This window comes from Chryseobacterium piperi, assembly GCF_002285635.2.
Taxonomy (GTDB): domain Bacteria; phylum Bacteroidota; class Bacteroidia; order Flavobacteriales; family Weeksellaceae; genus Chryseobacterium; species Chryseobacterium piperi.
The window spans coordinates 915,979-931,781 of record NZ_CP023049.2 but is presented as its reverse complement, the minus strand read 5'-3'; the positions used below and the strand labels follow the sequence as shown (position 1 = coordinate 931,781).

General features: G+C 37.9%; 11 protein-coding genes. 9 read left to right on the top strand and 2 right to left on the bottom strand.

The annotated features are described in order from the left end of the window. The first annotated feature begins 10 nt into the window (after positions 1–10). From CJF12_RS04120 to CJF12_RS04090, 7 genes are all read left to right on the top strand, one after another. Entirely contained in the window at positions 11–3,109 is a 3,099-nt protein-coding gene (locus tag CJF12_RS04120) for an efflux RND transporter permease subunit (RefSeq protein ID WP_034687210.1), read from the top strand. A 2-nt stretch (positions 3,110–3,111) separates the two neighbouring features. After that, positions 3,112–4,410, top strand: coding sequence for a TolC family protein (locus CJF12_RS04115; protein ID WP_034687208.1), 1,299 nt, complete (start codon positions 3,112–3,114; stop codon positions 4,408–4,410). 10 nt (positions 4,411–4,420) lie between these two features. Further along, positions 4,421–5,167: a porin family protein gene (locus CJF12_RS04110; RefSeq protein ID WP_034687205.1), complete on the top strand. Its 747-nt coding sequence runs from the start codon at positions 4,421–4,423 to the stop codon at positions 5,165–5,167. A gap of 161 nt (positions 5,168–5,328) precedes the next feature. Then, the gene (locus CJF12_RS04105) at positions 5,329–6,204 is read left to right on the top strand and encodes a COG4315 family predicted lipoprotein (protein ID WP_034687204.1); all 876 of its coding nucleotides are present in this window, start codon (positions 5,329–5,331) and stop codon (positions 6,202–6,204) included. Between the two features lie 96 nt (positions 6,205–6,300). Next, a complete protein-coding gene (locus tag CJF12_RS04100) occupies positions 6,301–7,347 on the top strand; it encodes a sensor histidine kinase (protein ID WP_228379123.1) in 1,047 nt (348 codons plus the stop codon). Then, a complete protein-coding gene (locus tag CJF12_RS04095; RefSeq protein ID WP_034687202.1) occupies positions 7,328–8,095 on the top strand; it encodes a LytR/AlgR family response regulator transcription factor in 768 nt (255 codons plus the stop codon). Before CJF12_RS04100 ends, CJF12_RS04095 begins: the two co-directional genes overlap by 20 nt. Before the next feature lie 346 nt (positions 8,096–8,441). Continuing rightward, positions 8,442–9,560, top strand: a complete 1,119-nt coding sequence (locus tag CJF12_RS04090) for a hypothetical protein (RefSeq protein ID WP_051887381.1) — start codon at positions 8,442–8,444, stop codon at positions 9,558–9,560. Here the strand turns inward: CJF12_RS04090 and CJF12_RS04085 are convergent. Both CJF12_RS04085 and CJF12_RS04080 read right to left on the bottom strand, forming a co-directional pair. Beyond that, on the bottom strand, positions 9,532–9,825 hold the full coding sequence (locus CJF12_RS04085) for a hypothetical protein (RefSeq protein ID WP_034687201.1): 294 nt from the start codon (positions 9,823–9,825) through the stop codon (positions 9,532–9,534). The genes CJF12_RS04090 and CJF12_RS04085 overlap by 29 nt on opposite strands. A 92-nt stretch (positions 9,826–9,917) precedes the next feature. Next, on the bottom strand, positions 9,918–10,676 hold the full coding sequence (locus CJF12_RS04080; RefSeq protein WP_095591055.1) for an IS5 family transposase: 759 nt from the start codon (positions 10,674–10,676) through the stop codon (positions 9,918–9,920). 368 nt (positions 10,677–11,044) lie between these two features. Between CJF12_RS04080 and CJF12_RS04075 the strand changes: the two genes are divergently transcribed. Further along, positions 11,045–11,377: a hypothetical protein gene (locus CJF12_RS04075; RefSeq protein WP_051887284.1), complete on the top strand. Its 333-nt coding sequence runs from the start codon at positions 11,045–11,047 to the stop codon at positions 11,375–11,377. Positions 11,378–11,459: 82 nt separating this feature from the next. Further along, the gene (locus CJF12_RS04070; protein WP_034684919.1) at positions 11,460–15,797 is read left to right on the top strand and encodes a CusA/CzcA family heavy metal efflux RND transporter; all 4,338 of its coding nucleotides are present in this window, start codon (positions 11,460–11,462) and stop codon (positions 15,795–15,797) included. Positions 15,798–15,803 lie beyond the last annotated feature (6 nt).

The window sequence follows — 15,803 nt, the reverse complement described above, 5'->3', positions numbered from 1 at the left end:
CGGATGCTTTATGAAGAATATTTTAAACAATATCATCGCTAAACGATGGATCATACTGGCATTGTTTGCATTACTTGCGGTATTTGGATACTATTCCTGGAAGCAGCTCTCTATAGAGGCCTATCCTGATATCGGTGACGTCACTTCACAGGTTGTAACCCAGGTACCGGGACTGGCGGCAGAAGAAATAGAACAGCAGATTACCATTCCTATCGAACAGGCTATTAACGGTCTTCCCGGCATGCATGTGATGCGAAGTAAAAGTACGTTCGGGTTATCCATGGTGACCATAGTATTCAAAGATGGAGTCGATGATTACTGGGCAAGGACAAGAATTAAGGAAAGGTTATCAGACCTGGAACTTCCTTTCGGAGTAACACCCGGGCTAGATCCGCTAACATCGCCTACTGGAGAGATATACCGCTATATCATTGAAAGTAAAACCCATGATCTACGGGAGCTTACCGATCTGCAGAATTTTGTCATCATTCCTAAAATCAAACAGGTTTCGGGAGTAGCTGACGTAACCAATTTCGGAGGAATTACCACGCAATTTCAGGTTGAGCTTGATCCTGTAAAGCTTGAGCAATATAACATTTCCCTGAGTGAAGTAGCTCAAAAACTGGAGGCCAACAATGCCAATTCCGGGGGAAGTGTTATGAATAGGGGAGATCAGTCATACGTTATCCGAGGAATAGGATTGGTAAAATCCCTGGAAGACATGGGAAGGATTGTTGTAAAATCAGTATCCGGAACACCGGTTTACATGAATGATATCGGCAAAATAAAATACGGAAATCTTGAGCGTAAAGGCGCACTAGGATATTCTGATAAACGAGGCGTCAATTATTCTGACAATATAGAAGGTATTGTACTGTTACTTAAAAATGAAAATCCTTCAGCGGTCTTACAGGGTGTCAACGACGCTGTAGATGATCTGAATAAGAATATTTTACCCAAAGGCGTACAGATCCATGTTGTATTAGACAGAACTAACCTTGTAGACAATACCTTACACACTGTTTCTAAGACTTTACTTGAAGGAATGGCATTAGTCATTATTGTATTGATTGTCTTTCTGGGAAGCTGGAGAGGAGCATTATTGGTAGCGATTACGATTCCTTTATCCCTATTAATAGCATTTATACTGATGCATTTTACCAATATTCCGGCTAACTTATTATCATTGGGAGCTATCGATTTTGGGATTATTGTTGACGGAGCCATTGTAATGTTGGAAACCATTCTTAAGAAACGAGAAGATCATCCGGATGAAGAGCTCGATGAAAAAACCATCACCCAAAAAGTAAAAGAGGTAGCCCAACCTATATTTTTTGCTACGATTATCATCATCACAGCCTATTTACCATTATTTGCTTTTGAAAGAGTTGAAAAGAAACTCTTCACACCTATGGCATTTACGGTCGGATATGCTTTAATAGGAGCATTGGCCGTAGCCTTATTTCTTATTCCGGGACTGGCTTTTGTTATCTACAGAAAGCCACGAAAAATCTATCATAACCGATGGTTGGAAAAATTAAGTGATCTATATCACAAAAGGATTCAGAAGATTATGGTACATCCTAAGAGAATTTTTATTCCTTTAGCGGCTATTCTAATGACAACAGGCTTGATGACAGCCATGGTAGGAAAAGACTTTTTGCCTCCTCTGGATGAAGGTTCCATATGGTTACAGGTTTCCTTACCTCCCGGTATTACTGTAGAAAAATCAAGGGAGATGAGTGATACTCTCCGTGCCCGCACCCTGAAGTACAAAGAAGTAACCTACGTTATGGTACAGGCAGGAAGAAACGATGACGGTACGGATGCCTGGACACCTTCTCATTTTGAAGTGAGTGTAGGTCTGCAGCCATACAGTGAGTGGAAGTGGGGCAAAACCAAAGCTGACCTGATCAAAGAACTGGAGGAAGAGTATGCGAAAATGCCCGGGTATAATATTGCGTTCACCCAACCTATGATTGATGGAGTTATGGATAAAATTTCGGGGGCACACAGTGAACTTGTTGTTAAGGTCTATGGAAATGACTTTAAAGAAACCCGAAGAATTGCAGAAGAAGTAATGTCTACACTGAAAAATGTAAAAGGGGCAGTGGACTTAGCAATAGACCAGGAACCTCCTTTGCCACAACTGCAAATCAAAGTTGATCGTGAAAAAATTGCACAATATGGGTTGAATGTTTCTGATGTCTCCGACCTGATAGAGATCGCCATTGGAGGAAAAGCAGTTTCAAAAATTTACCAGGGGATTAAAGTATACGATATTATCACCCGGTACAGTGAAACAAGCCGTAATACTCCTGAAAAGATAGGAAGTCTTATGCTAACCAATGAATCTGGTGCTAAAATCCCATTATCCCAGGTAGCTCAGATACAGATGAATACGGGAGAAAGTATGATTGCCCGGGAAATGAATAAACGTCACCTGACCGTACGTCTTAATCTTCGGGGGACGGACCTTACTTCTTTTTTATCAAAGGCTCAAAATGCTATTGAAAAGAATGTAAAATACGATCATGAAAAATATACCATTAAATGGGGTGGACAGTTTGAGAACCAAAGCCGTGCATATACCCGGTTATCGGTGATTGTCCCTCTTGCTTTGGCGATCATGTTCATATTGCTTTATGGAGCCTTTCAATCGTTCCGTCAGGCCGGACTTTTAATCAGTATTGTTCCGCTTGCTCTTTTTGGAGGGATGTTGGCTCTTAATTTGAGGGGAATGACGCTCAATATCTCTTCTGCCGTAGGTTTTATTGCCCTATTTGGAGTAGCCATACAGAATGGAGTCATCATGATTTCTCATATCAACACCCTCAGAAAAAAGGGATATGATTTGAAAAAAGCTGTGATTGAAGGTGCTTCACATCGTTTCCGTCCGGTCCTTATGACTGCGACTGTAGCCATTTTGGGATTATTCCCTGCCTCATTGGCTACAGGTATTGGTTCCGATGTTCAGAGACCCTTAGCAACGGTTATTGTATACGGTCTGCTATTCTCAACCATCATTACCTTATTTGCACTCCCGGCTCTTTATTATCTGATAGAAAATAAATGGGGAAAGAATTATAATGCACCAAAAGAAAACTAAAAATGATCACGATAAAAAAATACATACAAGTCCTCCTGGGAATGATCATCCTGAATATATCCTTTACCGTAAAGGCACAAAAGGTAGATACGGCGTTCGCTAAAAAACCGATTGATTATCATACCTACATCAATCTGGTTGGAAAGAACAATCTGGCTTATTCTGCAGAGAAATTCAATATTAATATCGCTGACGCGGCCATTCAAACCGCCAGGATATTTCCAGATCCACAATTAGGATTCGGATGGTTTGATAATGGTCAGAGGAGAATGAAACTAGGATATGGATTTAATTCTGAGGTAACCTGGACCTTAGAAATGGGTGGAAAAAGAAAAGCAAGGATAGAGGTAGCCCGTAATGAAGCCCAACTCAGCCGTCTTTTATTGGATAATTATTTCCGTAACCTGCGTGCTGATGCTACATTGGCTTATTTACAGGCCATTCAGAATAAAATAGTCCTGGAAGTAGAGTCAAGCTCATATTTACAGATGAAAAAGCTCGCAGAATCGGACAGTATTCGTTTTAAGCTGGGCGTGATCACTCAGGTAGATGCCCGCCAATCCAAACTGGAAGCCGGCACCATGCTTAATGATGTGTATTCTGCAGAAGCTGAATGGAAAGCTTCACTGGCTAATCTTTCATTATTATCAGGAAAAGCAAAAAGCGATTCTTTATTGTATCCCCGTGGTGATCTCTCTGGCTTCGAACGTCAGTTTTCTCTACAAGACCTGGTTATCGAAGCACAGAATAACAGAGCAGATCTCAAGGCGGCTTTACAGAGTAAAAATGTATCGCAAAGCTTACTGAAACAGGCAAAAGCTGACAGAGCTATCGATCTGGGGTTATCATTTGGGGTTAATAATGCTTCTTATGTAAGAAATACCATTGCTCCAACCCCTGCTATGACCACAGTAAACGCAGGAGTCAGTATTCCGCTCAAGTTTTCGAATAACCGTTCAGGAGAGTTACGTGCTGCCCAATATGGAACTTTACAGGCCGAAACAACTTACAGGCAAACCGAACTTCAGATCCAGACTGAGGTAACCCAGGCTTACTTTACTTATACCGCTGCTCAGAAACAGGTTAACCAGTTCAAATCCGGATTGCTTACAGAAGCCAAAGCCATTCTGGAAGGTAAAATGTACAGCTATAAAAGAGGGCAGTCTTCTTTACTGGAAGTCCTGAATGCCCAGCGAACTTATAACGATGTACAGCACAGTTATTACGCGACCCTTTACAACTATGCTGTGGCACTGGTAGAACTGGAAAGGGCTGCCGGAATATGGGATATTAATTTCTAATAAAAAAACAATGAGAAAAATACTGATCATACTTATAACAATAATTGGCGGGCAACTTTCCTATGCCCAGACAACAACAGAAGATAATTTTAATGATAATCAGGATCTGAATTCCAATACGATGAGTTGGGGTGTGAAAGCAGGGGTCAACTTTTATAACTTTTATGGCAAGGAGAGAGACTATATCTTTGCCAGTTCGGCAACGAAATTCAAACCGGGCTTTCAGGCAGGAGTTTTTGTAAATACAAAGATTGGAAAGAATCTCGGACTTACTCATGAGTTAATGTTCAATCAGAGGCGGGTAGGAGTATCTTACGAAGATACTGCCAATCAAAACTATAATTCTGTTGTTAACAGCTCTTATATCGACCTGATCCCTGCCAACATCAGTTATCAGTTATCCGGATTCAAATTCTATGCAGGGCCTTATGTGAGTATGCTGGTAGCTGCTAATACAAAGCGAAAGGATGAAAATGGCAATCTGGTAAGAGATTCCAGTATTTTTGGAGATGCTAAAAATGATGAAAGCAAAAGCTATTATCTCCAGAAATTTGACTTCGGAATGAATCTGGGAATTGATTATCAATTAAAAAACAGCTTTTCAATTGGGCTGCGCTATACCCACGGTTTTACAGATCTCTTTCAGAATGCCAATAGTTCGGCTAACGGAAATACCAAAACAGATAAAATCAAGATATACAATAGGGGATTCATGCTTTCATTAGCTTATGATCTTACCAATTTCAGATTAAAATAAAAGATTAGCATGATTGGAGGTACAGACCAAGTACACTCCAATCATTCATTTGAACGTTTCCTGATTAATCTTGAACACTCCCATATCTTTTTGTTTCCGGCATAGATCCACGGTCTATATTTTTGTTACAAGATCTATAATATTAACAAAAAAATTACACGATGAAAAAAAGAATTGTAATAATCGGGCTATTTCTGTTAGCTTTTATAACAGGTTGTTCCCGGTCTACTGGTGAAACTGAAGTACCTACTCAGAACAGCCAACCTGAAATACAGCTTAAGGCAGATGCTAAGCTGGGTCTGGTTCTGACGGATAAAACTGGAAGAACATTGTATTTTTTCGCAAATGACTCTAACGGAAGCAATACCTGTACAGGAGGATGTGAAGCTGTTTGGCCTATTTTTAATGTTGAAAATCTTACTGCCCAGGCCTTGGGTAAGGATTTAGATATTGAAGATTTCAAAACCACGACAACAGTTTCCGGTAAGAAACAAATTACCTATAAAGGTTATCCTTTATATTACTTTGCTCCTAATGGCGGTGCACAGGAAGCACCAGGGGAAACAAAAGGAGAAGGTGCAGGCAACGTTTGGTTTGTTGCAAAGCCTGATTATACCATAATGCTTGCTAATGCACAGCTTGTAGGAAATAATGGTAAAAATTATACTTCTAATTATACAGAAGGTACAGGAAGAACGTCATACTTTACCAATTCAAAAGGTTTGACCCTGTATACATTTACCAATGATCGAAAAAACAAAAATAACTGGACACTGGCAGATTTTTCCAATGACAATGTATGGCCTATTTACGAAGAGGATAAAATTGTTGTTCCGTCTTCTTTAGATAAATCTTTATTTGGAAGTATTACGGTGCATGGGAAAAAGCAATTAACTTATAAAGGATGGCCTCTATATTATTTCGGAGGAGATAATAAAGAAAGGGGATCCAATAAAGGAGTAACAGTCCCTAATAATCGACCACCTGGTAGTGTATGGCCTGTAGCAGTAAAAGATGTTGCCCTTGCAGTTGACTAAAGAGCTCCACTTTCTGCAAAGAAAGATTAAATTCTAAAATTAAATGAACCTGGGTTTGTCAAAATTTTGATTTTCAAACCCGGGTATTTATTGTGTATGATGCTTTTAACAAAATATATAGATTCTAAAAAAAATGGTGTATTCCAGGTCTCAAAAAGGGTGATCTGGTTCAGTTCACTCTTTATTGGAGTTCTTGCCTCCATCCCAAAAATCATGCAGTTGAATATTACCTTAGTAGAGCTGGGGGTTGATGCTTCTGTGGCTCTATTATATGCCTTGTTTGTCTGGTATTATAATTTATATATTCTACCCAAATATTCAATTTCATCTTCCAGAAAAGACTTTTGGGGCAAAAGGCTTTTGATGAGTAATATATTAGGGGTTATCGTCATGTTTATTCTGGTCACTCTGCATCATCTTATTTTTCCTAAATATAATTTTAATTCAATGATGATGATGTACCAGTTCAGGGGAGTTCTGATTAATCTAACCATTTTTATGTTTATTCATTTCCTTTACCAGAGCTATACTACACAACAAATACTATTACAATATGAACGTATTAAAGCAGATAACCTGAATGCTCAATACGAATTGCTTAAACAACAGATCAATCCTCATTTTTTATTCAACAGCTTAAATACCCTCCAGGCCATGATCGATGTCAATGACCCAGAAGCGTCCGGTTTTGTAAGGAATCTCTCTCATTTTTACCGTTTCTCACTTGAAAATAAGAAAGACGATCTGATCCTGTTAAAAAATGAAATTGAAATACTGGAATCTTTTATTTTCCTTTTAAAATCAAGATTCGAAGAGGGCATAGATATCCGGATTAATTTGAATGATTCGATGGGAAATACCTACATTCCTCCTTTCACTCTTCAACTCCTTGTTGAAAACTGTATCAAACATAATATTGTTTCATTAGAATATCCTTTATCTGTAGAAATTTATGAAGAACAAGACTTTATTGTTGTAAAAAACAACAAGCAGCTTAAAAATAATCAACATTCATTCGGAATTGGATTATCCAATATAAAAGGCAGATACAGCTATATTTGTACAACTGCTATAGATATAGACAGTAATGAATATGAATTTACCATAAAACTTCCCATTATCTATGAAAATTCTAATCATTGAAGACGAGATAAAAACTGCCAGAGCTTTGGCAAGAATGATTCAATCAGCAGATTCTAATGCGACAGTGATTGATATACTTCAAAGCGTAAGCAGCACTATATCCTGGTTTGACCAGAATGATGATCCTGATCTTATTTTCATGGATATTCAGCTGGCTGATGGGATAAGCTTCGAAATTTTCAAAAAGGTAAATATTAATGCTCCGGTGATATTCTGCACAGCATTTAATGATTACGCTATTCAGGCTTTCAAAAGTAATGGGGTTGATTATATCCTAAAGCCGTTCAACAAAAATGATATAGAGCTAACATTAGAAAAAGTAAAAAATCTAAAAAATTATTTTCAGAAAAATTTACTCCCTACTGCAGAGATCTCAAAACTTTTAATGGCTCTGCCTTCTGAAGATACTAAAAAAAGCTTTCTGGTCTATAATCAAAATACTTATATCACCATCCCAACTTCCACTATTGTTTATTTTTATAAAAGTCTCAACGGGATTAATATCGTGACTGAAGATAAAAAGAGATATAACATCAATGAATCTCTGGATGAGATACACCGCTTGGTGGGCAAGCAATCTTTTTACCGCATTAACCGACAGTATCTCGTTGCGTTCAAAAACATCACAGAAGTTCAGCATTATTTCAACCGAAAACTCATTTTGACATTAACAGTCGAAACCGATGAAAGATTAACGGTAGGAAGAGAAAAGGCCAATGAATTTCTCGCCTGGCTTGGAAACCGCTAAAGATACTTTGGGTTTACTATACAACATTCTAATATTTCTTACCTTGTATAATCTTTAGACTCCTTTTATCCGGCAAATTTATTCTATTGGATTATACAATTTTCTCATGATTATAGTCACTTTTTAAAAACAGCTGAATCAATTAACTGAATAACAATCACATATATCATTGTAAATGAATTTAAAAATATGATTGATATGCTGTTTTTTTCCTTTTTTATAAGATTTAATTTTGCAAAAGATTCTCGCACTCACTCGAAAGCGATCTTCCTGAACTTATTATATAATAAGCGCTTTCTATAAATGCTTCAAAAAAAACAACTATTAATTTCTAATAAATACTATCATGAGAAACAAATTATGGATAGCCATAGTGGCATTATCTCCCTTATTCCTGAAAGCGCAAGTCGGGATTAATACAACAACTCCTCAAGGTGTTTTTAACATTGACGGAGCAAAAGATAATCCACTTACAGGAACACCTACATCTACTCAGCAAGCCAATGACTTTCTGGTAAAATCAACTGGACAAACCTCTATAGGCACGACTAAGCCAAGTGATTATTCAATGTTAACCATATCATCAATTGATAAAAACAGAGGAATAACAATCCCTCAGGTTAACTTAACTTCAACAACCCTGGATCTCGACAGCGACGGAAATGGAAATGTCAGTGATCAGCCTGTTGGTTTATTGATATTTAACAGCGGAACGACGTATCCTAATGGCTATTACTTCTGGACAGGTACTGAGTGGCAGATGATTGACAGTTCTTCTGTGGTACCCGCTTCAGCAAATTTAAATTGTAATTCTGCCATTCTTGATCCTTCTCAAAGCATCGATGGAAATACCCCAACTCCAATAATCTCCGGAACTATTATGAGAATTCCATATTCAGGAGCTAATGGGGGTAGATTCAATGGGGTTACCTTAACTTCAACAGGGAATACCAATGTAACGGCTACCATTGCTGACGGTAAATTAGACAAAGGTTCCGGTACCCTGGTTTTTACAATACAAGGTACTCCCAATGCTTCTCAGAGTTCTCCCGTAGGTATTACCTTTGATCTTAGTCCTTTTACAGCAGCTAATCCCGGACTTGCAGGATGCAGTTCAGTAACTGTTGGAACTCAGATCAATGCAGATATTCAGCAAGTTGCGGTAATGGATTATATGAAATTTGTAACGGATCCAGATACAGGCGTTAAAGGCTTTACAGTAGATGCTAAAACCCCGGATGGCCTTTATACCGTAAAAGTATTCATGAGACATTCTTTACAAAATGCTTCTGCAACTGCCACGAATAATACGAACTCTACAGCAAGTGGATCTGAAAACAATGTTTTACTCAGAAATAATTCTTCAGCTCCCAAGATATTAATGTGGAATTATTCTACGTTTTATGGAGGACAGCTTACTGATGCCGGAGGAAACCTCAATGTTCCTGCAGGAATGCCAGCATAATAAATGCAGCAAACAAAGGTGCCGAAATTAAGTGAATATGAACCAGCGTTTTTATATTATATTTTTCGCGTATGAGCAACCAAGTATATAAAGCTAATCCAAGATAAATAAGAGTACAACCGGCCAGAAGATTCATATTTAAAACAAAATAGAAAATAAGTACATAAATTGCCAAAACAAGAAACATGATATATACATACCGGGAGATGAGTTTTCTCTTTAATAAATCTATCGACATTCCTGTAAAATCTTCTCCATTTATCATTGAATAAAACAATTTTTGAAATAATTTAGTTGTGTTTTTATCTTACTAATTTATAAAAATACTGGGAAATTGATAAATATCTTAGAGTCTGTTTAAATTTTATTCAGTAATAATTTTATGGCGGATAATTTGACCATGTTTTCAGAGGATTCCATTAAGAGTTCATAATTTCTGCATAATCTTCTATCGTTATCAAACCAAGCAAATGTACGCTCTATAATCCATCGTTTATGAATTGGCTCAAACCCTTTTACTTTTTTGTCACTCCGCATTACGATCTGAATGATATAATTAAACTTAATTCTTATTTCCTCAATAATCTCTCCTCTATAACCTCCGTCCGCCAGGATTACCTGAAGCGGAATTAGTAAATATCGCAGTGTTTTGATCAGTAACAATGCAGCCTTACTGTCATGAACATTGGCTACACTTACCATTACGGCTAACAAAAAACCATTTTTGTCTACCACAACGTGTCTCTTGATTCCTTTTATTTTTTTACCTCCGTCAAAGCCATTGAGTGAACGGTTATTTCCCCAACGAACACTTTGACTGTCAATAATTCCTAAACTTGCCTGCGCTTTCTGACCCCTGTTTCGTCGTACTTCCTCTCTCAATTTTGATAATAATAAATCGAAAATCTCCAGATTTGACCATTTTGAATAATAGTAATAAACCAATTGCCATTTGGGAAAATCATGAGGTAAAAGTCTCCATTGACAGCCTGTTTTTACTAAATAACTGATAGCATTCCAAATGACAACCAAATCATATTTTCGTTTTCTGTCATCAAAATCTAATGCTTTTTTTATAAATTGCCACTGAGTTTGGGTTAAGTCTGTTGGATACATTGATGTTTTTTTCTTTTGCAACTCTAAAATGACAATTTTTATGCAACTTTTAACCCTTACTATTTTTATTATTACTTTTTTAAACAGGCTCTTACTATTAATAATTTACAATATATTATTTTTTAACAGTTAAACCTCTGATTACCATTTTCTCAAAGCCATGAAACTTACAACAAGTAACTTTTGTTTTCATCAAAAATAAATGATCGTAAAGACTTCATAACGAATACCATACCATTCATGAAAACATTTAAAAAAGAGTAAAACATCCATAAATACACCATTTTTTAACAATTGATTCATATAAAAAAGGCTAAAAAGGCTTATCTTTGCCCTATATGCTGAAGTTGATTTCTATATTTTGTTCTATGATTTACGTGCTTGCCACCACCAATATGGCGGAAGTACTAAAGGCTCCGGTCTTTATAGAACATCTTATGGAATACGATGGTAATTGTGTAGAATTTCTGGTAGAGCATTATGACAACCATAAGAAAGACCACGACTGGGATACCGATCAGAAATTGCCATTCATTAATCCTCCGATCGTACTGATGGTATATGCTCAGCTTCCGGAAACCATTTTTCAAATTGAAGCTATAAAGGAAATTCATATTCCTCAAAAAAATAGTATTTATCAGGAAAAAGACTTTTCCAGCCTTTACCTTTCCAGGATTTTCCAGCCACCGCGCCTTTCTTAATTGATTTTAAATAAAACAACTATGCTTTAAAATTTCATTTAAAGCAGTAAAACCTTGTTATCTATCAATTAATTATTTTTTCATGTTAAATAAAATTATTGAGTTTTCTGTAAAGAATAAACTCATTATTGCCCTTTTTACTTTAGGGCTGATCCTTCTTGGGATCTATGAAACAACAAAACTACCTATCGATGCACAGCCTGACATCACCAACAATCAGGTTCAGGTGATCACTGTAGCTCCATCATATGGTGCGGCGGATATTGAACGATTAGTTACATTCCCTATTGAACAGGCTACGAGTAATATCAGCGGAATTACAGAACTGCGTAGTTTTTCCCGTTTTGGACTGTCTCTTGTTACCATCGTTTTTAATGACAATACGGATGTTTACTGGGCCCGCCAACAGGTACAGGAACGTTTGCAGATCGTACAGGAAAACATCCCGGAAGGAATCGGGAAGCCTGAGCTGGGTCCTATTTCCAGCGGATTGGGAGAGATCTTTCAATATGTTGTTCGGGCTAAAAAAGGCTACGAAAACATCTATGATGAAACCGAGCTCAGAACCATTCAGGATTGGGTAATCCGAAGACAGCTTCTTGGAACCAAAGGTGTTGCCGATGTAAGTAGTTTCGGTGGAAAACTGAAACAGTATGAAATAGCCATTAACCCCAATAAGCTCCAGGCATTTGATATTAATATCAATGATGTTTTCAATGCATTGGAAAAAAACAACCAGAATACCGGAGGAGCCTATATTGAAAAGAAAGAAACGGTATTGTTCATCCGTAGTGAAGGACTTTTAGGAAGTACAGAAGATATTGGAAACATCCAGGTCTCCAATACCAGAGAAGGAATTCCGGTTCATATTAAAGATGTAGCTAACGTTAAAATCGGATATGCCACAAGATATGGCGCTATGACTTACAATGATACGGGGGAAGTATCCGGCGCGATTGTTTTAATGCTAAAAGGTGAGAACGCTAATGAAGTCATTGGAAATATCAAACAACGGCTCGAAAAAATTCAGGAAACATTACCGGAAGGCATCGTTATCGAACCTTTTCTCGATCGTGCTAAAATGGTTAACAATACCATCAGTACAGTGAAAACCAATCTGATGGAGGGAGCCTTAATTGTCGTTTTCATCCTTGTTCTTTTCTTAGGAAACTTCAGAGCAGGCCTTTTGGTAGCATCCGTTATTCCGTTGGCTATGCTTTTCGCAATTATCATGATGAACCTGTTTGGAGTAGGTGGAAATTTAATGAGCCTTGGAGCTTTGGATTTCGGGCTCATCGTAGATGGTGCCGTTATTATTGTCGAGGCTGTACTTCACCAACTTGCCCATAAAAAGCATTTCGGAAAAGATAATTTACTAAGCCAAAAAGAAATGGACGGACAGGTTTCGGACTCTGCAACGAAAATGGTCAACAGTGCCGTATTTGGCCAGATCATTATCCTGATCGTTTACCTGCCTATTTTTACCCTGCAGGGAATTGAAGGAAAGATGTTTAAACCCATGGCACAAACCGTTGCCTTTGCGTTGATCGGAGCATTTTTACTTTCCCTTACCTATATTCCCATGATGAGCTCTCTTATCCTGAGTAGAAAGAAGAAAACAAAAGATACGATTTCAGATAAAATAATGACCCGCGTTGAAAATGGTCATCAAAAGTTGTTGATGAAAGCATTGAAGTATCGGAAAACCATTATTTTAAGCGTACTTATCCTTTTTGCAGGAGCTGTATTTACACTTTCCAGAATGGGTGGGGAATTTATTCCTTCACTCGAAGAGGGGGATTTTGCCGTTGAAATGAGAATTCTCCAGGGAAGTAATATCAATGAAACTAAAAAAGCAACCACACAAGCTGCCAGCATTCTTTTAAAGCAGTTTCCGGAAGTACAAAAAGTAGTTACTAAAATCGGAAGTGCTGAAATTCCTACGGAGCCAATGCCTATGGATGCAGGAGATATGATCATCGTATTGAAACCAAAAAAAGAATGGACATCAGCAACATCATTCCCCGAACTGTCGGAAAAGATGAGCAAAGCTTTACAGGTGATTCCAGGATTAACGACCGGATTTCAGTTTCCTGTACAAATGCGTTTTAACGAATTGATGACAGGCGCCAGACAGGATGTTGTATGCAAAATATATGGAGAAAATCTGGACAGTCTTGCTATATATGCTAAAAAGCTAGGAGGTATCATCAATACGGTAAAAGGAGCCCAGGATCTTTATCTTGAACCCGTGGTTGGAGCACCTCAGATGGTGATCGGCTATAACCGTGCTGAACTTTCCCGTTATAATATCTCTGTCATGGAAATTAACAGAGTAATCAATATGGCTTTTGCAGGACAGACTGCCGGAGCTTTATATGAAGGGGAACGAAAGTTCGATGTGGTAGTCCGTATGGATAATGAGCATAAAAAGGACATCACCAGTATTCAGAACCTTCTGGTACCTACTGCAACAGGAGAACAGATTCCATTGCACCAGTTGGCTACAATAGAGCTGAAAAGCAGTCCGAACCAAATTCAGAGGGAAGATACCAAAAGAAGAATTGTTGTAGGATTTAACGTCCGGGGAAGAGACGTACAGAGTATTGTAGAAGAACTTCAGCAAAAAGCTGATAAAGATTTAAAATTACCTTCAGGATATACCATTTCCTATGGTGGTGCTTTTGAAAATTTAAATGAAGCAAAGGCAAGACTGGGAGTTGCCGTTCCTATTTCACTTGTCATGATCTTCCTGTTACTGTTCTTTGCTTTCGGCTCTGTAAAACATAGTTTACTGATCTATACAGCAATTCCATTATCAGCCATAGGAGGAATCTATTTCTTAGCCTTAAGAGGAATGCCTTTCAGTATCAGTGCCGGAGTAGGGTTCATCGCATTATTCGGAGTTGCAGTACTTAACGGAATCGTTTTGATATCAGAGTTTAATCGGTTGAAAAAGAACGGGATTACCAATACCAGCAGAATTGTTTTAATGGGAACCAGAATCAGGCTTCGTCCGGTTTTGATGACTGCTTTTGTGGCTTCTTTAGGGTTTTTACCAATGGCTTTAAGCAATGGAGCAGGAGCCGAAGTACAGAGACCCTTGGCTACTGTAGTTATCGGAGGCCTAATGCTGGCCACACTTTTAACCTTATTTGTATTACCTATTCTGTATGTCTTATTTGAACGCATTAATAAAAATAAAATGAAATTTTCTAAAAAAAACAACTATAAAAAGCTTACTGTCATCCTGTTTCTTATTTCTTTCGGAAGCTTAAGCGCACAGGAGAATATCACCTATGATCAGGCACTGGATAAAGCATTCCAGCAAAACGGAACTTTTAAAAATTCAAAACTAATTTCAACCTATCAGGAAAAGCTAAAAGCCAGCTATCTGGATATTCCTCAATTGGAAGTGATGGGTGGATTAGGTCAGATTCAAGGTGAGGAGACCGATAATTCAATTTCAGTATCTCAGCGGTTCAGCTTTCCCACCGTTTATTCTAAAAGAAAACAAATGCTGGATGCTGAATGGATGTCCAGCGTAATGAACCAACAATTGACCAAGACTCAGCTGACCAAAGAGGTTTCGGAGGTGTTCTATCGCATTATTGTTCTTCAGGAAAAGAAAAAAGTTCTTGAATACATCAGCCAGCTGTACAACAACTTTGCTGATAAAGCAAGCTTACGTTTAAAAAAGGGAGAAGCTAATATATTAGAAGAATCTACTGCAGAGATCCAACGAGAACAGGCCACAATACAATTGAATATTCTGGAAAATGATCTGAATGTAGCCAGGCTTCAGCTCCAGGTATTGCTGCAGTCCGATCAGCCTTATCAACCCATTGCAGAACAACCTGTATTAGGAGTACATCTTCAGGCTTCTGAGGATCTTATCAGACAACATCCCCAATTACAGTTTCTGAACCAACAGATTAAAGTGAATGAAGCAGAAGCCCAATGGCAGCAAAGTAAGCTCCTTCCTGACCTGCTGATCGGCTATACGAATCAGAGCATGAAAAACATTAATAACAATCGTTTTAGTTCGGTTCAGATCGGCGTAGGAATTCCTCTGTTTACTAAGGGTCAGCGTGCATTGGCAAAGGCTACGAAAGCTAAAGTTACCATTGCTGAAAATGAATACCAAAGAAAGGAAATTGAATTGAAGAACAGATATGGACAATTGGTAGGCACTTATGTCAATCAGTTAAAAATCATTGAAAATTATGACCACAAGCAACTGCCAAAATCGGAAACGATATTAAAAACAGCACAAAAGCAAATGGAAGCCGGAGAAATCGATTACCTGAACTGGGTAATCTTAACCAACCAGGCCGTGAAAATAAAGGTAGACTATATCGAGAATATAGAAAAACTAAACCAAATCGGAACAGAACTCAATTTCTTAATTTCAAAATAATCGTTC

Coding starts and splice junctions, on each gene's coding strand:
- CJF12_RS04120 (WP_034687210.1), top strand. CDS start 11: ATGAAGAATATTTTAAACAATATCATCGCTAAACGATGGATCATACTG.
- CJF12_RS04115 (WP_034687208.1), top strand. CDS start 3,112: ATGATCACGATAAAAAAATACATACAAGTCCTCCTGGGAATGATCATC.
- CJF12_RS04110 (WP_034687205.1), top strand. CDS start 4,421: ATGAGAAAAATACTGATCATACTTATAACAATAATTGGCGGGCAACTT.
- CJF12_RS04105 (WP_034687204.1), top strand. CDS start 5,329: ATGAAAAAAAGAATTGTAATAATCGGGCTATTTCTGTTAGCTTTTATA.
- CJF12_RS04100 (WP_228379123.1), top strand. CDS start 6,301: ATGATGCTTTTAACAAAATATATAGATTCTAAAAAAAATGGTGTATTC.
- CJF12_RS04095 (WP_034687202.1), top strand. CDS start 7,328: ATGAAAATTCTAATCATTGAAGACGAGATAAAAACTGCCAGAGCTTTG.
- CJF12_RS04090 (WP_051887381.1), top strand. CDS start 8,442: ATGAGAAACAAATTATGGATAGCCATAGTGGCATTATCTCCCTTATTC.
- CJF12_RS04085 (WP_034687201.1), bottom strand. CDS start 9,825: ATGATAAATGGAGAAGATTTTACAGGAATGTCGATAGATTTATTAAAG.
- CJF12_RS04080 (WP_095591055.1), bottom strand. CDS start 10,676: ATGTATCCAACAGACTTAACCCAAACTCAGTGGCAATTTATAAAAAAA.
- CJF12_RS04075 (WP_051887284.1), top strand. CDS start 11,045: ATGATTTACGTGCTTGCCACCACCAATATGGCGGAAGTACTAAAGGCT.
- CJF12_RS04070 (WP_034684919.1), top strand. CDS start 11,460: ATGTTAAATAAAATTATTGAGTTTTCTGTAAAGAATAAACTCATTATT.